The sequence below is a fragment of the Oryzihumus sp. JJN4-3R genome (genome assembly GCF_057747915.1).
The window spans coordinates 2,694,071-2,712,658 of record NZ_CM173229.1 but is presented as its reverse complement, the minus strand read 5'-3'; the positions used below and the strand labels follow the sequence as shown (position 1 = coordinate 2,712,658).

Annotated in this window: 18 protein-coding genes, 1 tRNA gene and 1 other RNA gene; 5 read left to right on the top strand and 15 right to left on the bottom strand. The window is 72.5% G+C overall.

Going from position 1 to position 18,588, the window contains the following annotated elements; genetic code table 11:
* Window positions 1–132: 132 nt before the first annotated feature.
* Window positions 133–229, bottom strand: an RNA gene (gene ffs, locus AC3ANM_RS12920) — signal recognition particle sRNA small type.
* 113 nt (window positions 230–342) lie between these two features.
* On the opposite strand from ffs, the gene AC3ANM_RS12915 reads away from it, so the two are divergent.
* A tRNA-Ser gene (locus AC3ANM_RS12915) sits at window positions 343–430 on the top strand.
* Between the two features lie 198 nt (window positions 431–628).
* Here the strand turns inward: AC3ANM_RS12915 and AC3ANM_RS12910 are convergent.
* On the bottom strand, window positions 629–952 hold the full coding sequence (locus AC3ANM_RS12910) for a hypothetical protein (RefSeq protein WP_488284821.1): 324 nt from the start codon (window positions 950–952) through the stop codon (window positions 629–631).
* 168 nt (window positions 953–1,120) lie between these two features.
* Between AC3ANM_RS12910 and AC3ANM_RS12905 the strand changes: the two genes are divergently transcribed.
* On the top strand, window positions 1,121–1,555 hold the full coding sequence (locus tag AC3ANM_RS12905) for a universal stress protein (protein WP_488284820.1): 435 nt from the start codon (window positions 1,121–1,123) through the stop codon (window positions 1,553–1,555).
* Between the two features lie 41 nt (window positions 1,556–1,596).
* On the opposite strand, the gene AC3ANM_RS12900 is transcribed toward AC3ANM_RS12905, so the two are convergent.
* From AC3ANM_RS12900 to AC3ANM_RS12855, 10 genes are all read right to left on the bottom strand, one after another.
* A complete protein-coding gene (locus AC3ANM_RS12900; protein WP_488284819.1) occupies window positions 1,597–2,517 on the bottom strand; it encodes a BadF/BadG/BcrA/BcrD ATPase family protein in 921 nt (306 codons plus the stop codon).
* A gap of 4 nt (window positions 2,518–2,521) precedes the next feature.
* Window positions 2,522–3,421: a carbohydrate ABC transporter permease gene (locus AC3ANM_RS12895; RefSeq protein WP_488284818.1), complete on the bottom strand. Its 900-nt coding sequence runs from the start codon at window positions 3,419–3,421 to the stop codon at window positions 2,522–2,524.
* On the bottom strand, window positions 3,418–4,317 hold the full coding sequence (locus AC3ANM_RS12890) for a carbohydrate ABC transporter permease (protein ID WP_488284817.1): 900 nt from the start codon (window positions 4,315–4,317) through the stop codon (window positions 3,418–3,420). Before AC3ANM_RS12890 ends, AC3ANM_RS12895 begins: the two co-directional genes overlap by 4 nt.
* Before the next feature lie 10 nt (window positions 4,318–4,327).
* Window positions 4,328–5,605 (bottom strand): extracellular solute-binding protein, encoded by a 1,278-nt coding sequence (locus AC3ANM_RS12885; RefSeq protein WP_488284816.1) that lies wholly within the window; start codon window positions 5,603–5,605, stop codon window positions 4,328–4,330.
* Window positions 5,596–6,561 carry an N-acetylmuramic acid 6-phosphate etherase gene (locus AC3ANM_RS12880; RefSeq protein WP_488284815.1) on the bottom strand — a complete coding sequence of 322 codons (966 nt, stop codon included), beginning with the start codon at window positions 6,559–6,561 and terminating at the stop codon, window positions 5,596–5,598. Before AC3ANM_RS12880 ends, AC3ANM_RS12885 begins: the two co-directional genes overlap by 10 nt.
* A gap of 41 nt (window positions 6,562–6,602) precedes the next feature.
* Complete coding sequence (locus AC3ANM_RS12875) at window positions 6,603–7,505, bottom strand: MurR/RpiR family transcriptional regulator (RefSeq protein ID WP_488284814.1); 903 nt, start codon at window positions 7,503–7,505, stop codon at window positions 6,603–6,605.
* 16 nt (window positions 7,506–7,521) lie between these two features.
* Window positions 7,522–9,279: a serine hydrolase domain-containing protein gene (locus AC3ANM_RS12870; RefSeq protein ID WP_488284813.1), complete on the bottom strand. Its 1,758-nt coding sequence runs from the start codon at window positions 9,277–9,279 to the stop codon at window positions 7,522–7,524.
* A 6-nt stretch (window positions 9,280–9,285) separates the two neighbouring features.
* Window positions 9,286–10,629 carry an exo-beta-N-acetylmuramidase NamZ family protein gene (locus AC3ANM_RS12865; protein ID WP_488284812.1) on the bottom strand — a complete coding sequence of 448 codons (1,344 nt, stop codon included), beginning with the start codon at window positions 10,627–10,629 and terminating at the stop codon, window positions 9,286–9,288.
* A 32-nt stretch (window positions 10,630–10,661) separates the two neighbouring features.
* A complete protein-coding gene (locus AC3ANM_RS12860; RefSeq protein WP_488284811.1) occupies window positions 10,662–12,464 on the bottom strand; it encodes a glycoside hydrolase family 3 protein in 1,803 nt (600 codons plus the stop codon).
* A 300-nt stretch (window positions 12,465–12,764) separates the two neighbouring features.
* Entirely contained in the window at window positions 12,765–14,360 is a 1,596-nt protein-coding gene (locus AC3ANM_RS12855) for a helicase HerA-like domain-containing protein (RefSeq protein ID WP_488284810.1), read from the bottom strand.
* A gap of 36 nt (window positions 14,361–14,396) precedes the next feature.
* Here AC3ANM_RS12855 and AC3ANM_RS12850 point away from each other — a divergent pair, with 36 nt between their 5' ends.
* Window positions 14,397–14,693, top strand: coding sequence for a type II toxin-antitoxin system VapB family antitoxin (locus AC3ANM_RS12850; RefSeq protein ID WP_488284809.1), 297 nt, complete (start codon window positions 14,397–14,399; stop codon window positions 14,691–14,693).
* A gap of 75 nt (window positions 14,694–14,768) precedes the next feature.
* Window positions 14,769–15,305 (top strand): LytR C-terminal domain-containing protein, encoded by a 537-nt coding sequence (locus tag AC3ANM_RS12845; RefSeq protein ID WP_488284808.1) that lies wholly within the window; start codon window positions 14,769–14,771, stop codon window positions 15,303–15,305.
* A 119-nt stretch (window positions 15,306–15,424) separates the two neighbouring features.
* Here AC3ANM_RS12845 and AC3ANM_RS12840 read toward each other — a convergent pair whose 3' ends face one another.
* The 3 genes from AC3ANM_RS12840 to AC3ANM_RS12830 form a co-directional block, all read right to left on the bottom strand.
* Window positions 15,425–16,066 (bottom strand): TetR/AcrR family transcriptional regulator, encoded by a 642-nt coding sequence (locus AC3ANM_RS12840; protein ID WP_488284807.1) that lies wholly within the window; start codon window positions 16,064–16,066, stop codon window positions 15,425–15,427.
* 10 nt (window positions 16,067–16,076) lie between these two features.
* Complete coding sequence (locus AC3ANM_RS12835; protein WP_488284806.1) at window positions 16,077–16,445, bottom strand: SPW repeat protein; 369 nt, start codon at window positions 16,443–16,445, stop codon at window positions 16,077–16,079.
* A gap of 144 nt (window positions 16,446–16,589) precedes the next feature.
* On the bottom strand, window positions 16,590–17,531 hold the full coding sequence (locus AC3ANM_RS12830) for an endonuclease/exonuclease/phosphatase family protein (RefSeq protein ID WP_488284805.1): 942 nt from the start codon (window positions 17,529–17,531) through the stop codon (window positions 16,590–16,592).
* A gap of 171 nt (window positions 17,532–17,702) precedes the next feature.
* Here AC3ANM_RS12830 and AC3ANM_RS12825 point away from each other — a divergent pair, with 171 nt between their 5' ends.
* The gene (locus tag AC3ANM_RS12825; protein ID WP_488284804.1) at window positions 17,703–18,587 is read left to right on the top strand and encodes a universal stress protein; all 885 of its coding nucleotides are present in this window, start codon (window positions 17,703–17,705) and stop codon (window positions 18,585–18,587) included.
* Window position 18,588: the final 1 nt, after the last annotated feature.

Here is an 18,588-nt window from a genome sequence, read left to right as displayed (position 1 = left end):
CCCGCTCGTCGGACCCGGGGTCGCCGCGTGTTTGGCGACGACCCACAGCACTTCCCGCCCTGCGTGGAGGGTTGTTGGGGTCAGGGCCCCAAGAAGTCTCCACTTGGTCCGGCCATCACCTGCATCGGGGCATGAGAGGACCCCCCGCGTACCTGGAAGAGCTCACCTGCCCTTGCTGCCTTCCGGCCCTGGGGGAGTTCAGTGAGGTACCACCACACGGGGGGTCTGCGCCCACTCTAGAGCAGCGGGTCCGTGCCGCCGAAATCGGCCACGCCAAGGGGTCGTCCGGTCGGTCCCGACCCGATTGGGGACATCGGGCAGGTGTCCGGTAGCCTCCTCCGCGGAGGATTCGCATAGTGGCCTAGTGCGCACGATTGGAAATCGTGTTGGGATAAAACCCTCGGGGGTTCAAATCCCCCATCCTCCGCCAGATGGCAAGCCCCTCGGAGCATCGCGACGAGGGGCTTTGCCATGTGGCGAGAGGCCTCTCGGGATTTGAGAGGAGCGCAGCGACGGCTCCCCCATCCTCCGCCACAACGAACGGTCCTCGGCGCCTGCGTCGGGGACCGTTCTCGTTTGCGGGCGCGGGATCTGGGAGGAGGGCGAAGCCCGACGGCTCCCCCCGGCTTCAACGCCTGGCCGGCTCCCTCGACCGCAGGCCGCGGCGCAGGACCGCGACCGCCACGGCGAGCGTCGGCAGCACGAGCAGGTCCCCCGGGGTGATCGCATGCGACTCCTGGAACGTCCACAGGCTCGGCGCGTGCACCGGGTCCGCGAGCAGCCACAGGCCTGACACCGCGACCAGTGCCAGCGCCGCCCCGGGTCCGCGTCCGCGGCGCCACGCCCACACCGTGACGAGCACGAGCAGCACCAGCGCCGGCGCGGCGAACCACAGCTGGCCGGTGTCCAGGGCCGGGTCGTGGTGCTGTTCCCGGGCCAGGGCGGTCAGCATCGTGGCGGCGTCCCTCCGGCTCGCGGCGGCCGCCGACCCCGCCGCCGGCGGCGCACCGGCGCCCAGTGTCTCCTCGACGGTGCCAGCTTCTGTCCGTCAAAGGGACGACCCCGGGCGTCGGGCCCGAGGTCCCTGTGGCCGGAGGCGGCCGGGAGCGATGCTGCGGGCATGAGCGAGCAGAAGTCACCGGTCGTGGTCGTCGGGGTCGACGGGTCGGAGTGCGGGCAGGCCGCCCTGCGCTGGGCCCTGGGCCAGGCCCGTGCGACGGGCGCGGAGCTGCACGCCGTCACGGCGTGGGAGGTCTCGACCGCCTACGGCTACATCCCGATGTACGGCGACGTCGACCTCGAGGGCGATGCCCGCAAGCAGCAGGACGCGGCCCTGGAGCAGGTGTCCCGCCTCGCCGAGGGCGTGCCGGTGGTCCGGCAGGTCGTGCGCGGTCATGCGGCCGCTGCGCTCGTCGACGCGAGCGAGGGCGCGGACCTGCTCGTCGTCGGCAGCCGCGGTCACGGCACCTTCTCGAGCGCCATGCTCGGCTCGGTCAGCCAGCACTGCGTGCACCACGCGACGTGCCCCGTCGTGGTGATCCGGGCCGCCGGGTAGCCCGACCGTTCCGGGCTCGACCACCCGGAAGCGGCAGGGGCTCAGGACAGCAGGAGGTATGGCGGGTGCGCGGCCAGGGCGCGCCCCTCGCCGACGTGCCGGCCGAGCAGCAGGGCGCCGTCCAGCGCCGTGCCCTGCGCCGGCGCCAGTGCCAGCCCGAGGAGCCCGACCGCGTCGTGGAACGACTGGCAGACCGCCGGGATCCGCAGCAGCCCGCCGACGGCGCACAACCTCGCCCCGGGCACCTTCAAGGCACCCGTGGCCAGGGTGCGGGCCAGCTCGTGCCCCGCCTCGCGGCAGATCGCCGCAGCCGCCGGGTCGGAGCCGGCCAGCTCACCGACCACCGGCGCCAGCGCCGCCAGGGCCGCCGGCGCACTCCGGCCGGTCATCACCGCCCGCGGCCACGTGTAGGGGTCGCCCCACAGGTCGGTGATCGTGACCAGCAGGTCGGCGGAGCCGTCGTCGAGCCCGTCGCGGTGACGCAGCGCCGCCTGGACCGCCTGCAGCCCGATCCACGCCCCCGAGCCGCGGTCGCCGAGCACGTGCCCCCAGCCGTCGCCGCGGTGCCACACCGTGTCGAAGTCGGTGGCGAGCATGACCGCACCCGTGCCGGCGGCCAGCACCGCGCCCGGGCGCACCCCGCCGATCGCTCCGACGAGGCTGGCGAGGGCGTCGCTGACCACGACCGTGCGCCGCGCCCCGGTCACCGACCCCACCCGGCCCATGACGTCCTGCGGGTCGGCCAGGGTGGTCAGGCCGCGCATGGACCAGACCACGACGTCGGGCTGGGAGGGGAGCTGCACGGCATACGGCTGGAGGGCGGTGAGCAGCGCGGCGACGTCGATGCCGTCCGGGCCGATGGCGGCACCGTCGGCGAGCACCGTTGCGCCATGGGCGGATCCGTTGGACCACGCGGCGCGCATGCCGGAGCCGCCGATGTCGACGCCGAGGACGAGGCTCACGCGCTCACTTGCTCATGCCGGCGGTGAGCCCCGCGACGATCTGCTTGGTGGCCACGAGGAAGAGCACGACGAGCGGCACCGTCGCGATGACCAGCCCGGCGAACAGCGCGGACCAGTTCGTGGAGTACTCCCCGAAGAAGCTCGTCAGGCCGACCGGGACGGTGTACTTCTCGCGGGAACGCAGCAGTACCAACGGAAACAGGAAGTCGTTCCAGATCGGCACGAAGCGGAAGACGACCACGGTCGCCACGGCGGGGCGCACCAGCGGCACCATGATCCGCACGAACGTCTGCCACGTGCTGGCGCCGTCGATCGTGGCGGCCTCCTCCAGCTCGGGCGGCAGCTGGCGGAAGAACGTCGTCAGGACGAAGACCGAGAACGGCACGCCGGCCGCGGCGTAGACGAGCATCAGGCCGAAGCGCGAGTCGACCAGCCGCATGCCGTCCAGCAGGTAGAAGACCGGCAGGATCGCCAGGTGGATCGGCAGCATCAGTCCGCTGACGAACACCGACTCCAGGACCGAGAAGATCCGCGAGCGGGTCCGCGCCAGCGCGTAGGCGGCCATCGTCGAGACCGCCGTCGAGAGCGCGACCGCGCCGATGGTGACCAGCAGCGAGTTGACGAAGTAGTCGCCGAAGTGTCCGTCGGTCCACGCGACGCGGTAGCTGTCGAACGACGGCGGCCACGGCATGGACAGCGGGTTGTTGTAGAGGTCGGCCGTGGTGCGCAGCGAGTTGGCCACCATGAGCACGAGCGGCACGAGGGCGCCGACCGCGTAGGTCCACAGCGCGACGCTGCCGACGAGGCCGCCGACCGGGCGCGGCGTGCGCCTGCGCGGGCCCCGGGCCGGTATGCCGGTGGGCCGGCTCGCGCGGTCGGTGTCCGGGACGAGGGTGGTGGTCATCCGGCGATCCGTCCCTCGGCGCGTCGCAGGACGCGGGTGGCGAGGACGGCACCGCCGAAGATCACGGCGAACAGCAGCGTCGCCATCGCGGAGGAGACCCCGATCGCGTTGGTCGAGCCGTTCTCGAAGGCCGTCCGGTAGAACAGCAGCGACATGAAGTCCGTTGCGCCGGCGGGGTTTCCGGTGGAGCCGCCGAGCGCGTAGGGCAGTGCGAAGGCCTCCATCGCGAAGATGAAGGTCAGCACGCTGACCGTGCCGATCGCCGGGACGAGCAGCGGGAAGACGATCGAGCGGAACGTCTGCCAGTGGCTGGCCCCGTCGACCCGCGCGGCCTCGGACAGCTCCTCGGGGACCCCGCCGAGCGCGGCGCCGTAGAGCAGGACCGGGAAGCCGACCCACTGCCATGCGCTGACGAGGATGACCACCCACAGCGCGGTGCCGGGGTCGCCCAGCCACGGCACCGCGAGCGAGCCGAGCCCGACCTCGCGCAGCAGCGCGTTGACCGGGCCGAACGTCGGCGAGAGCAGCAACGTCCACAGGTAGCCGATGACGATCGGGCTGACCAGGTAGGGCATCGCGTAGAGCGTCTGCAGCGCCCGCCGGGTCCGGGGCCGGCGGTGCAGCAGCACCGCGATGCCCAGGCCGAGGGTGTTCTGGATGAGCATGGTCCCGGCGAAGAACGCCAGGTTGTGGTCGAACGCCCGCGGCAGCTGGCTCCTGAACGGCTCCTGCGTGAAGAGCGCGTGGAAGTTGTCCAGGCCCGCGAAGCCCCCGCGCGCCGTGCCCTGCCACGAGAAGAACGCGTAGCTGAGGGCGGACGCCATCGGGTAGAGCACGAAGATCCCGAAGAGGATCAGCGCGGGGGCGACGAAGAACAGGCCGCTGCGGCGGGTCATGCGCTCACTTTCAGGCCTGGGGCTTGAACCACTGGGAGACGCCGGTCTGCAGGTCCTTGTTGACCGCGACCGCATTCTTCTTGCCGAGCAGCAGCTCCTGCACGCCGGTGCCGAGCAGGTCGGTGCCGGTCGGGGTGCCGTAGCGGAAGTCGGTCAGCAGCAGGTACGGCGAGGGGTTCTTGGCGTAGCTGTCGGCCATCTGCTTCAGCAGCGGGTCGTTGTAGGTCACGCCCGGCACGGCCGAGAGCTGCTTGATCTTGTCGGCGACCAGCTGGCCGAACTCCTTGGTGGCCATCCACTTCACCAGGTCCAGGCTGGCCTTCTGCGCGTCGGACTTCGCCGAGACGCCGAACGAGCCGTCGGCGTAGCCCGGCGTGCTCGGCGCCGACTCCGCGGGGCCGGGGACCTGGAAGACGCCCAGCTTCAGCGCCGGGTTCTGCTTCTGGAAGAAGCCGAGCTCGAAGGAGCCGCCGGGGTACATCGCGGCCTTGCCGGAGGTGAACAGGATCTGGGCGTCGGTGTAGGCCACGCCCACGACGCTGTCCGGCATGTAGGCCTTGAGGTCGCTCAGCTCCTTGACGGAGGCGACCCAGGCCGGGTCGGCGAAGGTCTTCTGGCCACTCATCACGGCCTTCTCGAAGCTGCTGCCGCCGAAGGTGGAGGCGCCGACGACCTCGTGGATGATCGGCAGCGTCCAGGAGTCCTTGGCGCCGACCGCCATCGGCGTGACACCGGCGGCCTTGAGCTTCTTGTTCAGGTCCAGGAACTCCGCCCACGTGGTCGGCGGCTTGACGCCGGCCTTGGCGAAGACGTCCTGGTTGTAGAACATCTGCAGCGTCTGCTTGGCGAGCGGCACGGCATACGTCTTGCCGTCCTTGCCCTGCGCGCTCTTGACGACGTTGGCGTCCCAGCCGGACAGGTCGACCTTGCCGTCCAGCGGCACCAGGCTGCCGGCGGCGACAGTCGGCTGGAGCTGGCCGTAGGAGCGCACCTGCGCCACGTCGGGGCCGCTGGAGCCGGCGAGGCCGGTGGTGAGGATCTGGTTGTACTCGGTGTTCTTGAAGGCCTTGAAGTCCACCTTCACGCCGGGGTGGGACTTCTCGTAGACGGCGAAGATGTCGTTGTACGCCGCCACGTCCTCGGTGCGCCAGGACCAGACCGAGATCGTGGTCTTGCCGTCGGACCCGGACCCGCCGGCCGAGGAGGTCGAGGGCGCGCACGCCGAGAGCGCGACCGCGCCCGCAACCATCGCGACCGCGGCCCAGCCACGTCGGTTCGTCAATGCCATTGCCCTGTCTCCTGTTCGTGTGCCTGCGCAGTGTGCTGGATGGCGCGCAGGACTGCGGCCACCGATCCGTGGTGTGTCTCGATCGCCTCGCGCGCGGCGTCGGCCGGTATGCCGGCCAGCAGCGTCACGAGGGCGGGTTTCAGCTCGCCGTCGGCCGCGGAGAGCGCGGCGCGGGCGGAGGTCTCGTCGGCGCCGCTGGCCTCGCGCAGGATGCGGATGACCCGCCCGCGCAGCTTGGCGTTGGTGGCGACGACGTCGACCATGAGGTTGGACCAGGTGCGCCCGAGCCGGACCATCACCGCGGTCGAGAAGCTGTTGAGCACCAGCTTCTGCGCGGTGCCGGCCTTGAGCCGGGTGGAGCCGGTGATGACCTCCGGGCCGGTGTCCGGCGCGAGCACGTGGTCGGCGAGGGGCGCCAGCTCCGCCTGCGGGTTGGCGGTGACGAGGACGGTCAGAGCGCCCGCGGCGCGCGCGGCCTCCAAGGCCCCGGCGACGTATGGCGTGCGCCCCGAGGCGGTGAGGCCCACGGCGACGTCGGCGTCGGTCAGCCCGGCGGCCTCGGCGGCGCCCAGGACGGCGTCGTCCTCGACGTTCTCCACGGCCCGGAGCAGCGCCTCCGCCCCTCCGGCGTGGTGCGCGACGAAGAGCCCCTCGGGGGCGTTGAAGGTGGGCAGCAGCTCGGCGGCGTCGAGGACCGCGAGCCGGCCGGAGGTGCCGGCGCCGAAGTAGTGCACCGATCCCCCGGCGCGCAGCCGCTCGACGGCAGCATCGACCGTCGCGGCCAGCTCGGGCAGGACCGCCGCCACCGCGGGAGCCACGCGGGCGTCCTCGGAGTTGATCGTGCGCAGCAGGTCGAGGGTGCCCATCGCGTCGATCGTGTGGGTGTCCGGGTGACGCTCCTCGGTCGGAGCCGTCACCGAGGCCTCGGGCGCTCCGACCACTGCGTCATCGATCACCCCCCGGAGGTTAGTTTCTCACCAACCCCTAGTCAATGATGTCAATGAGTTTCGAGATGGTGGCCCGAGACGGCGCTGCGGGTGGAGCGCACGGCCTGGAGCGCGGCGGGCAGGTTGCGCTGGGCCACCGCGATGTAGAGGCAGTCCACGACGGTCAGCGCCGCGATGCGGCTGGCCGTCGCCCCGGAGCGCAACGAGGTCTCCCGGGCAGCCGTGGTCAGGACCAGGTCGGCGGCCCGCGCCAGCGGGGAGTAGGGGAAGTTGGTCACCGCGACGGTGGTCGCCCCGCGGGACTTGGCCAGCTGCAGCGCCTCGAGCGTCTCCCGCGTCGTGCCGCTGTGCGAGACCCCGACGGCCACGTCGCCGTCCTGGAGCAGCGCGGCGCTCGTGAGCGCGATGTGCGGGTCGATCCAGGCGAACGCCACGACGCCGATGCGGTGCAGCTTCTGCTGCAGGTCGGCCGCGACCACGCCGCTGGCTCCGGAGCCGCAGACGTCGACCCTGCGGGCACCGGCGATGGCCTTGGCGGCCGCCTCGAGGGTGGCCCGGTCGAGCTGGTCAGCGGTCTCCTCGACGGCGCTGGCGTCGGCGAACGCGATCTTGCGGATGACGTCGTCGATGCTGTCCTCGGCGCTGATGTCGGTCTTGGGGGCGGCGGCCGTGCGCGGCTGCGCCGACTCCTCGGCCAGGGCCAGCCGCAGCTGGGGGTAGCCGGGCAGGCCGAGGCGCTTGCAGAACCGCAGCACCGTCGTCTCGGACGTGCTCGCCGCGGCGGCCAGCTCGCTGATGGTCAGCGCCGCCGCGCCCCGGGCGTCCGCGAGCACCCGCTCGGCGACCCGGTCCTCGGCGGGCGAGAGGGTCGGCCGCACGGCGCGCAGGCGCACCAGCAGGGACGACGCCCCGCTCGTCGGGGACGCTGGCTGGGGATCGGGTGAAGAGCTCACGGCTTGACCCTACGACCTAGCGACTCACCACGGACCAGCCTTGCCCAACAAGGGCGTCGGGCTGGCGCTCCGCGTCGAGCAGCACTCCCCTGGCGCCCACGACCCGGACACCGTCGACGAAGACGCCGCGACCGGCATACAGGGCATCGGTGGTGTAGCGCCACCGGACCTGCACCGGTCCCGCCGGGAGGTCTGCGTCGGCCTGGACCCAGCGGCGGGTGCCACTCGTCGCGACCGAGCCGGCCGTGGGCTCGACCTGGCCCCGGTCACGCATCGTGAACGGCACCGGCTGCCACGTCCGCCCGCCGTCGCGGCTGGACTCCAGCGTCAGCGGGTCGCTCTCCTCGGTGTCGACGAACAGGTCGAAGCCGAGCCGGGAGGGGTCCGCGGAGTCCAGGACCGGCGTGGTCAGCGTGGCCGTCGTGGCGTCCTGCGTCCCGCTGAACCACTCGGTGCGCCCGTGCCGCGGCTGCACGCCGAGGGAGAGGGCCAGGCCCTGGGCGATCTCGCGCCGGGAGGGGTTGTTGCTGCCCCACGCCCGGCTGGGGTGGACCCGGTTGGTCAGCAGGATGGCGAAGGAGCGCGACATGAAGTCGATGACGACCGAGGTGCCGGTGAAGCCGGTGTGCCCGGCGGTCATCGGGCTGGACAGGCCGGACATGTACCAGCGCTGGTCGAGCTCGAAGCCCAGGCCGTGCGCGTTGCCGGGGAAGGCCTGGTTGAGGTTGGTGATCATCTGGCGCACGCTGTCGCTGCTGAGGACCCGGTGGCCGCGGTAGGTGCCGCCGTTGAGCATCGTCTGCGCCAGCACGGCCATGTCGCGGGCGGTGGAGAAGACCCCGGCGTGGCCGGCGACGCCGCCGAGGGACCACGCGTTCTCGTCGTGCACCTCGCCCTGGACCATCCCGCGGGGCGGGCTGGCCTCGAACTCCGTTGCGGCGGCACGCTCCTTTTCGGTCGGGTTGTAGCCCGTGTCGGTCATCCCGAGCGGCCCGGTGACCCGCTCGCGCAGCACCTGGTCCAGCCCCTGGCCCGTCTGCTTCTCGACGAGCACGCCGAGGGTGATCAGGTTGAGGTCGGAGTAGAGGTACTTCGTGCCCGGGGTGCTGGACGGCTTGGCGTCCATGACCATCTGGATCCGCGAGGCCTTGTCCGGCCGGGCGCTCCACAGCGGCAACCACGCCGGCAGGCCGGAGGTGTGGGTCAGCAGCTGGCGGACGGTGATGGAGTCCTTGCCGTTGACGCCGAACGCGGGCAGGTAGGTCGCCACGGGCGCGTCGAGGTCGATCGCGCCCCGCTCGACCTGCTGCATCACCAGGATCGAGGTGAACAGCTTGGAGACCGAGGCCATGTCGAAGAGGGTGTCCTCGCGCATCGGCTGCCACTGGTCGCGCGGCAGCTCGGTGCCGGCCGCGTCGGCATAGCGCAGCGCCCACCCGCTCGCCTGGGTGCGCACGACGGCACCGTCGTGGCCCACGAGGGCGACCGCCCCGCCATACATCGGGTGGGTCGTGCCGCTCGGCTCCTCCCACGCCTTGATCCGGGCGAAGCTGGCGTCCAGCGGGGCCGGGTCCATGCCGAGCTGCTCGGGCGAGCGGTCACGCAGCACGGTGCCGGCAGGGGCGAATCCCGTGAAGGGAGAGTCGAACCGGCCACTGCGTCGCTCGTCGCGGTGTGCGGCGGAGCCCTCGGCCGAGGCAGGAGTGGACGCCATGACCGAGCAGCCAACCACGACCGCGAGCAGTCCGGCACCCAGGGCGCGTCGGGAGGTCATCGCCGCTCACGCCCCCGGGTAGAGCAGGTAGGGACGGCGGGCGCGCTCGAAGGCCCTCAGTTCCTCGGCCCACGCGCCGGTGACCTCGGCAGCCGAGGCTCCCGCGTCGACCATCTCGCGCAGCCGGGTCGAGCCGGTGACCTTGTCGATCCAGTACGGCCGGACGGGGTCGTAGCTGTCGTAGCGCCAGCCGAACTCGGGGAAGAGCGCCTTGGCCGCCACGATCATCTCCACTGCGGTGCGCATCGGGTCGAACAGGTGGGCGTCGGTGACCTCGACCTGCACCCCGCCGCAGACCTTGTTGACGTGCTTGCTGAAGGTCGGCGTGAAGTAGGCCTCGCGGAACGCCGTGCCGGGCAGGTCGAGCCCACTGAGCCGCTCCGCCCAGCGGTAGTCGACGAAGGGGGCGCCGATGAGCTCGAACGGCCTTGTCGTGCCTCGCCCCTCGGAGAGCAGCGTGCCCTCGAACATGCCCGTGCCCGGGTAGACCAGCGCCGTGTCGGGCGTGGGCATGTTGGGGCTGGGGATGACCCACGGGAGCCCGGTCCCGGCATACGGCACGTCGCGGCGCCAGCCGCTCACGGGCACGACGGTGAGCTCCTGGAGGCGACCGCCTGCGTCGCCCTCGAGGAACTCACCGTCGAAGAACTTCGCCAGCTCGCCGACGGACATGCCGTGGGCCTGGACGATCTCCTTCAGGCCGATGCCGCTCTCCCACGGCTTGGTCATCATCGGGCCGCGCGCCGTGCCACCGACCGGGTTGGGCCGGTCGAGTACGACGAAGCGCGAGCCCGTGGCGACGGCGGCCCGCATCGCCGTGTACATCGTCCAGATGTAGGTGTAGAAGCGGGCGCCGACGTCCTGGATGTCGAAGACCACCGTCTCGACACCGGCCTGGCGGAACATCGTGGTGAGCTTGTCGGCGTTGGCGCCGTAGGCGTCGTAGACCGTGACGCCGGTGCGCGGGTCGGTGCTGGTGCCCTCGCTGGAGCCGGCCTGCGCCGTGCCGCGGAAGCCGTGCTCGGGGCCGAACACCGCGACGACGTCGACGCTCCCCGACGCCACCATCTCGTCGACGATGCTGTGCCGGTTGCGCAGGATCCCCGTGGGGTTGGTGATGACGCCGACCCGCTGGCCGCGCAGCTCCGACCACCCGGTGAGCGAGAGCCGCTCGGCGCCGGTGGTGACCCGGCCCCGGCCGACGCCCTCGCGGCCGTCCTCGCCACCCTCGGCGACCCCGGTGCCCGGGTCGGCCCGCTGGGCGGCCCGGGCCGTGGCTGCGGTCAGGGGCAGGGCCGCGAGGCCCAGCCCGGCGGCGCCGAGGACCCGGCGGCGGTTGATGTCGCTCATGTCGGTGCTCCGCTCGCGTCGGTGGTCCGGAATCAGTAGGTGAGGCCGTGGCCGAACGGGAACAGGACGCTCTGCGGGTCGTCCTTGGCCGGGATGTCGACCGGGAGCTTGCCGCTCGGAGCCACCTCGCCGGTGATGAGGCGGACCGCCGACTCGATGGCCACCGGGCTGTAGGAGTAGGTCGCCAGGTAGGTCTTCACGCCCGGCAGGTAGGCGATGTCGTAGGGGTCGCGGACCGCGACGACGATGACCGGCTTGCCGGTGGCGAGCAGCTGCTGCACGAGCCGCTGCTGCCCGGCCTTGGGGTCGGTGGCCTTGGTGTCCCAGGCCTTCATCGTGGTGACGACGACAGCATCCTTGTCGGCTGCGGCTCCCACGGCCGAGGCGATGGCGGCGTCGCTGGGGGCGCTGCCGGTCTGCACGACCTGCGTCGTCGCGCCGCGCTTGGCGAGGCCGTCGGCCAGGGTCTGGGTGGTGCCCACGCCGTAGCCGGTGACGAGCACCTTCTTGCCCGCCGGTGCATACGGCAGGGTCTTGTCGTCGTTGGCGACCAGCGTGCCGGTGCGGTCCGTGACGGCGTTCGCCGCGGCGAGGTGGTCGGGGGTGCCGACGACACCGGAGACCTTGGTCGGGTCGGTCCAGGAGTGGGCGATCACGCCACGCTTCCACTTCAGGGTGAGGATCCGGCCGACGCTCTCGTCGAGCCGCTTCTGGCTGATCCGGCCGGAGCGCACCGCGTCCAGGACCGCGTTGTAGGCGTCGTCCATCGCCGGTGCCATCAGCAGCTGGTCGGCGCCGGCGAGGACCGCGCGTACGGCAACCTCGGCGTCGCCGTACTTGTCACGAACTCCCTGCATGGCAAGGGAGTCCGTCGTGATGACGCCCTTGTAGTGGAGCTGGTCGCGCAGGATGCCGGTGAGGATCGGCTTGCTCAGCGTCGCCGGGTCGCCCGACGGGTCCAGCGCCGGCACGAGCAGGTGGGCGGTCATGATCTCGTCGACCCCGGCCTTGATCGCCGCCTTGAACGGCGGGGCGTCGATCGCCTCCCACTGCTCGCGGCTGTGGGTGATGACGGGCAGGCCGGTGTGGCTGTCGGTGGCGGTGTCGCCGTGGCCCGGGAAGTGCTTGGCCGTGGCCGAGATCCGCCCGTCCTGCTGGTAGCCCTGAACCTGGGCCGTAACCATGTCGGAGACCAGGTCGGTGTGCGAGGAGAACGAGCGGGTGCCGATGACGGGGTTGAGCGGGTTGATGTTGACGTCGGCGTCCGGGGCGTAGTCGGTGGTGATGCCCATCGCCTTGAGCTCCTGGCCGGTGATGGCCGCGGCGGTGCGCGCATCGGCGGTGGACCGCCCGGCACCCAGGGCCATCGAGCCGGGGAACTGCGTGGCCGGCGGCCCGATCCGGGTGACCACACCCTGCTCCTGGTCCACCCCGACGAGCAGCGGGATGTGGGCGCCGCTCTCGCGCGCCGCCTGCTGGAGCCCGTTGGACAGGCCGGTGATCTGGTCGGGGTTCTTCACGCTGTCGGTCCAGGCGAAGTAGATGACGCCGCCGAGGTGGTACTTCTTCACGACCTCGGCCGGGCTGGCCACGCCGTAGAGCGGGATGTTGCGCGAGTCGGGCGTGGTCGCGTCCGAACCGTAGACGTTCTGGACGAAGAGCTGGCCGACCTTCTCCTCCAACGACATCCGCTGCAGCGCCTGCTCCAGCGCGCCGCGAGGCCCGTGCTCCTCATGGGCCTGGGCGGGGGCCACCCAGGCGGCCGCGAGGGCGAGCCCGAGGCCGCCCGCGAGCGCCGCGGAGACGAGCCGTCGGGACGGGAAGGACTGCGGCATGACGCCTCCGTGGTGTGAACGATTCACGCACTATGTCTACGTTGCGGAAGTTACTCACGTCACGTTTCGGGGGTCAACGGTCGGCGACCAGCCCTGACCAACCCTTTACCCGGGCGCGCTCGCGCAGGTTCGTCACCGATGCGCAGGGACAGACCTGCGCAGGTGTGACGAACCCGCGCGCCGAGGTCAGCGCCGGCGGCAGTCAGCGGGCGCGCCTGCGTCGGTCAGCGGGCGTGCCGGCGGCGGGTCAGCGGGCGCGCCGGCGGCGGGTCAGCGGGCGCGCCGGCGGTGGCGGGGCCGTCAGCGGCGGCGACGGGCTGTGCCGAAGAGGCTGCGGGTGATCTCCCGGCCGATCACCGTGCCGGCCGAGCGGAGCATCGACTTGAACACCGGGGACTCCACGACCTGCTCCACCACCGACTCCTGCGGCTTCTCCGCCGACCGTGGGGCGGGTGCGGGCTTGGGCACCGGCGCCGGCACCGGTGCCGGTACCGAGGGAGCAGGAACAGCTGGCTCCTGCCCCGGCCCGGGCGCCGATGCCAGCCTGGCCTGGAGCTTCTCGTAGGCCGACTCGCGATCGAGGGCCACGGCATACCGGGCCTGCAACGGCGAGGCGGCGACGGCCTGCTGCACCACATCGTCCGCCGACGGCGCCATCAGCGACAGCGGGGCGCGCATCCGGGTCCACGCGACCGGCGTCGGCGCCCCCCGCTCGGAGAGCACCGTGACCACGGCCTCGCCCGTGCCGAGCTGGGTGAGCAGCTCCTCGAGGTCGTAGCCGCTGCGCGGGAACGTCGACACCGTCGCCTTGAGCGCCTTGGCGTCGTCGGGGGTGAAGGCTCGCAGCGCGTGCTGCACCCGGTTGCCCAGCTGGGCCAGCACGCCCGGCGGCACGTCCTTGGGCGTCTGCGTCACGAAGAACACCCCGACCCCCTTGGACCGGATCAGCCGCACCGTCTGCTCGATCGCCGACAGGAAGGCCTTGCTCGCGTCCTCGAAGAGCAGGTGCGCCTCGTCGAAGAAGAACACCAGCTTGGGCTTGTCGGGGTCGCCGACCTCGGGCAGGTCGTGGAACAGGTCGGCCAGCAGCCACATGAGGAAGGTCGAGAACAGCGCCGGCCGGTCCTGCAGCGACGGCAGCTCCAGGCAGGTGACCACCCCCCGGCCGTCCGCCGCGACCCGCATCAGGTCGGCCGTGTCGAACTCGGCCTCACCGAAGAAGACCTCGGCGCCCTGGTCCGAGAAGGCGATCAGGTCGCGCAGGATCACCCCGGCCGTGGCCGCGGACAGCCCGCCGAGCTCCTTGAGGTCGGCCTTGCCCTCATCGGAGGTCAGGTAGCTGATCACCGCACGCAGGTCCTTGATGTCCAGCAGCGGCAGGCCGTGCTTGTCCGCGAAGTGGAAGACCAGCCCCAGGCTCGACTCCTGGGTGTCGTTGAGCCCGAGCACCTTCGCCAGCAGCGTCGGCCCGAAGGAGGTGACCGTCGCCCGCACCGGCACCCCGCGCCCCTGGCCGCCCAGGGACAGGAACTCCACCGGGTATGCCGTGCCCACCCATTCCTGCCCCACCTCACCCGCTCGGGAGGTGACCCTGTCGTTCGCGACCCCGGCACTCGCCATACCGGACAGGTCGCCCTTGATGTCGGCGAGGAAGACGGGCACGCCGACCGCGGAGAGCTGCTCGGCCATGAGCTGCAGCGTCTTGGTCTTGCCGGTGCCGGTCGCCCCGGCCACCAGGCCGTGGCGGTTGAGGACCCCGAGCGGGATGCGCACCGGGACGTCGGGGTGGGCGGTGCCGCCCTCGACCGCGGCCCCGAGGTCCAGCGCCGCGCCGGTGAAGGCGTAGCCGGAGCGGATCGACTCGAGCTGGCTCTGCGCCGGCGTGGCATCGCTCATTCTCGGACTGTAGCCACCCCTGCCTACACTGGCGCGGTGATCTTCAAAGCCGTCGGTGAAGGCCGGCCGTACCCCGACCACGGACTGGAGTCCGCCAAGGACTGGTCCGACGTGGCCCCACGGATGGTCCGACTCGACGAGCTCGTGACGACCAAGAAGGTCCTCGACCTCGGGCTGCTGCTCGCCGAGGACTCCACGTTCTACGGCGACCTGTTCGCCCACGTGGTGCAGTGGCGCGACACCCTCTACCTCGAGGACGGCCTGCACCGGGCGCTGCGCGCCGCGCTGCACCAGCGGCCCGCGCTGCACGCGCGGGTGCTGGTCCTCGACTGAGCCCTGTCGGTCCTTGACTGGCGGCCCAGCCGCGGCATGATCACGGGGTAGCACCAGGACCCTGGGGAGGTGGCGGTGGCGTACCTCGACGAGAGTGACGTGTCCCGCCGCCGGCGCAAGATCCGCGCCGCGCTCACCCTCACCCTGGTCGCGCTGCTCCTGCTCGCGGTCTTCCTCTACGCGGCCGCCTACGTGAAGGGCTGGGTCGGTGCGTCACCCCGGGCGGCGGCCGTGCCGTGCCCGACACCGACCGACACCCTCGCCCCCACCCCGCCGCCGCACACGCTGTCCCCCGCCGACGTGACGGTCAACATCTACAACACCACCGGCCGCCAGGGCCTGGCCCGCTCGACCGCGGACGCCCTGCGTGACCAGGGCTACCTCATCGCGACGGTGAGCAACGACCCCATGCACCGCACCGTGCCGGGCGTCGCCGAGATCCGTTACGGCACCAGCGGCGCGGCGGCCGCGAAGCTGGCGGCGACGCTCGTCCCCGGTGCGGCGCTGCAGCGCGACGGTCGCCCGGACTCCTCGGTGGACCTGGTCCTCGGCGCGAGGTTCCGCACCATCGCCCCGCCCGCACCCGAGGCCACGGCGACGCCCAACTGCTGACGCATGGGTCAGGCGAAGGCCGGCCAGACAGCTTTGCTCAGCCCAGGCCGCTTTGAGGCCCCCTCCGGCGCTTGGAAAGCGGTCTGAGCTGAGCAAACCGGCCTGAGCTGAGCACGGGGTCAGGCGAAGGCCGGGCCGGCGAGCGCCCGCGCCACCACGGCGGCGGCCGCCGCGAGGTCGGGCACGACGCCGCCCCGGTGCCGGGCGTCGGCCTCGTAGAGCATCAACGAGACGTAGGTGTCGGCCGCCTCCCGGCGACGGTGCCGGTTCAGCGTGTGCGGGCTGGCCGCGTCGAGCACCTGCTCGGTCAGCTCGACCAGGCCGGCCCGCAGCCGCCGCAGGTGCTCACCGATCTCGGGGTGCAGCCCCACCTCGCGGAACAGGATGGCCCGCAGGAACCGGGGGTGCCGGCCGCCGAGGTCGAGCGCCCGGGCCAGCCGCACGAGCGAGCCGACGAGGTCGCCGCGCCGGGCGACGGTGGCCACGCCGCAGGTCGGCGGCTCGGGCAGGCGCTCCTCGAGCAGCGCCTGCAGCAGGTCGGCCTTGCGGGGGAAGTAGTAGAAGAGCAGCCCCTTGGCGACGCCGGCCTCCTCTGCGATCCGGGAGGTCGGCGTGGCCTCGAAGCCCTCGTGCGCGAAGAGCTCCTCGGCGGCGTCGAGGATCCGGTCGCGGGTCTGCGTCGCCGGCCCGTCACCGCTCCCGCCGCCCGGGCGGACGCGGTGACGGGCCCGCCCGGATGCTGCCGCGCGAGCCCGCACCATGGTGACCCTGCTAGTGAGCAGCGGCCACGCCGCCACCGCGGTGTGCGGTGCGGGTCATCTGCATGTCACGCGCGCCGACGGCGAGGGTGACGATCCCGACGATCCACGACGTCCAGGCCAGGGCCCGGTACGACGTGCCACTGAACGACATGACCCACGGCGCCACGATGAACGCGATGCCGAGCACGGCCAGGGCGCCCTCGGACGACATCATGTCCGGCCTGGCCAGCGACACGAGCGCCAGTCCGGCAGTGAGCACGCCCAGGACGACCATCGTCCATGTGGCCTTCGTCGTGGTCGTCGTCCAGATCGGGGACAGCGCCGCGTAGACACCAGCGATGAGCGCGGCGAAATCCTGTGGATGAGTCCACTTCCTCATGCGGACCAACCACCTTTCCTGCAACTGATGGTCCGTCGTTCCGAGGCGGACCGGACACCACCATCGTGCGTCGCCCTGACCGCGCGGTCAACATGCCCAACGTCCCGCTGACCTGCGCTTTTGCACGTATGCCGGGTGCTCGCGTCAGGAGCGCGGAGCCAGTCCCAGCCGGGCCACGACGGCCCGGTGGTCACTGCCCGGCAGGTCGACGACGGCGGTGTCGGTCACCCCGAACCAAGGGTCGACGAGGACGTGGTCGAGCTGGAGCAGCGGGGGCAGTCGGCGGGAGGGTGTGAAGGTGCGCAGCAGGCCGCTGCCCGCGAGCTCGGGGGCGTCGCGGAACCGCTGTCCCATCAGCGCCCGCAGCTCGCTGTGGTCGACGGTGGCGTTGAGGTCGCCGAGCAGGACGGTCGGGGTCGCGGGGTCGAGCGCGGCGACCCGCCCGGTCAGGGTGGCGTAGTCGGCGCGGAAGTGGGCGGAGCCGGACAGCAGGGTCGGGTAGGGGTGCAGCACGTGGACGGCCACCCGCCGCCCCCCGACCGCGAGGGTCGCCGACGGCATGGCCGAGGTCGCGTCCCAGGCGGCCGCGGAGGTCAGCGGCAGGCGGGACCACAGCCCGGCGCCGGAGGACCCGGGCAACGGCTCCAGCACGTGGTGGCCGAGCTCGCGCTCCAGGCCGGCCCGGCGCAGCCCCACGACGGCCTCGGGCGTCAGCTCCTCGAGTGCGAGGACGTCGACGTGGCGGGCACGGACCGCCGCGACGACGGCAGCCGGGTCCGCCTCCCCCAGGCGCAGGTTCGCCGTCATGACCGTCAGCCCGGTGGCGCCGGACACCGGCGCCCGGTCGGGCACCCACAGCGGCACCAGCCAGACGAGGTTCGTGGTCAGCAGGACCCCGGCGGCGGCAGCCGCCCACCACCGACGCCGCCACAGCAGCAGGGCGAGGGCCAGCGCGAGGAGGGGCACGGCATACGGGGTGAGCGACACGACGGCGACCAGCGGCACCTGGCCGTGGTCGCCGAGGAGCCGCACGGCGGTGGGCACGGCCAGGAGCAGCACCACCACGGCGGTCAGGACCCGGGTCATCACGCCTCCCATCGGACGCCGCTGGGTTGGGGGGGCTCATCTGCCCCGGACCGGACCGCGACCGGCGCGCACCGCGCCGGGGACCTAGGACTCTGGCCCCTGGCGGCGCCACGCGGCGATGGTGGGCATGGACCGCGCACGACGTGCACGGCGTACCTCACGGGAGTCGAGATGAGCCTGGAGTCCGTGCCGCGCGGCAGCATCGTGGTCGGTGTCGACGGCTCGCCGCACAGCCACGACGCCATCGTCTGGGGCGCGGTCGAGGCGGCCCGCCGCAACCTGCCGCTGCACCTCATCCACGCCCTGCCCGACCACCATGGCGAGAACTCGAGCCCGGCCGGGGACCCCGACTCCCGGCGCGCCGAGGGTGACGTCGTCGCCCAGGGCAGCATCAGCCGCGCGCGCCTGGCCGCTCCCGACGTCCGGGTCAGCGCGCAGACGCCCCGGGGTGCCGCGGCCGCGCTGCTGGTCGAGGCATCCGGGGTGGCCGACACCGTGGTGCTCGGCGCCCGGGGTCGGGGGGCCGGCCGCTCGGCGGTGCTCGGCTCGGTCTCCCAGCAGGTCGCCATGCACGCCCGGTGCCCCGTCGTCGTGACCCGCGAGCACGCGGCCCAGGACGGCGCGGGCGCGGGCCGGGTGGTCGTCGCCGTCGACGGGTCCGAGGCCTCGGCGGCGGCGATCGGCTACGCCTTCGAGCACGCCTCGATCAGCGACGCCGGGCTCACCGTGGTGCACGCGTGGTGGTGGGAGTACGTCGAGGGCATCCTCGCCGAGTCGCCGTGGGCCGGGAACTGGGAGGAGATCCGCAGCGGCGAGGAGGTCGTCGTGGCCGAGTCGATCGCGGGGTGGCGCGAGAAGTACCCCGACGTCGAGGTCGCGATCCACATCCTGCGCGGGCACCCCGTCGAGCTGCTGGTCGAGGAGTCGGCCGGCGCCGACCTCCTCGTGGTCGGCAGCCGCGGTCGCGGTGGCTTTGCCGGCCTGCTGCTCGGGTCGGTCAGCCACGGCGTGCTGCACCACGCGATGTGCCCGGTGGCGATCGTCCGCACCCGCTGAC

Excerpts from the sequence above, each read along its gene's own strand:
- AC3ANM_RS12910 (WP_488284821.1), bottom strand. The coding sequence starts at position 952 with ATGCTGACCGCCCTGGCCCGGGAACAGCACCACGACCCGGCCCTGGAC.
- AC3ANM_RS12905 (WP_488284820.1), top strand. The coding sequence starts at position 1,121 with ATGAGCGAGCAGAAGTCACCGGTCGTGGTCGTCGGGGTCGACGGGTCG.
- AC3ANM_RS12895 (WP_488284818.1), bottom strand. The coding sequence starts at position 3,421 with ATGACCACCACCCTCGTCCCGGACACCGACCGCGCGAGCCGGCCCACC.
- AC3ANM_RS12890 (WP_488284817.1), bottom strand. The coding sequence starts at position 4,317 with ATGACCCGCCGCAGCGGCCTGTTCTTCGTCGCCCCCGCGCTGATCCTC.
- AC3ANM_RS12885 (WP_488284816.1), bottom strand. The coding sequence starts at position 5,605 with ATGGCATTGACGAACCGACGTGGCTGGGCCGCGGTCGCGATGGTTGCG.
- AC3ANM_RS12870 (WP_488284813.1), bottom strand. The coding sequence starts at position 9,279 with ATGACCTCCCGACGCGCCCTGGGTGCCGGACTGCTCGCGGTCGTGGTT.
- AC3ANM_RS12865 (WP_488284812.1), bottom strand. The coding sequence starts at position 10,629 with ATGAGCGACATCAACCGCCGCCGGGTCCTCGGCGCCGCCGGGCTGGGC.
- AC3ANM_RS12860 (WP_488284811.1), bottom strand. The coding sequence starts at position 12,464 with ATGCCGCAGTCCTTCCCGTCCCGACGGCTCGTCTCCGCGGCGCTCGCG.
- AC3ANM_RS12855 (WP_488284810.1), bottom strand. The coding sequence starts at position 14,360 with ATGAGCGATGCCACGCCGGCGCAGAGCCAGCTCGAGTCGATCCGCTCC.
- AC3ANM_RS12840 (WP_488284807.1), bottom strand. The coding sequence starts at position 16,066 with ATGGTGCGGGCTCGCGCGGCAGCATCCGGGCGGGCCCGTCACCGCGTC.
- AC3ANM_RS12835 (WP_488284806.1), bottom strand. The coding sequence starts at position 16,445 with ATGAGGAAGTGGACTCATCCACAGGATTTCGCCGCGCTCATCGCTGGT.
- AC3ANM_RS12830 (WP_488284805.1), bottom strand. The coding sequence starts at position 17,531 with ATGACCCGGGTCCTGACCGCCGTGGTGGTGCTGCTCCTGGCCGTGCCC.
- AC3ANM_RS12825 (WP_488284804.1), top strand. The coding sequence starts at position 17,703 with ATGAGCCTGGAGTCCGTGCCGCGCGGCAGCATCGTGGTCGGTGTCGAC.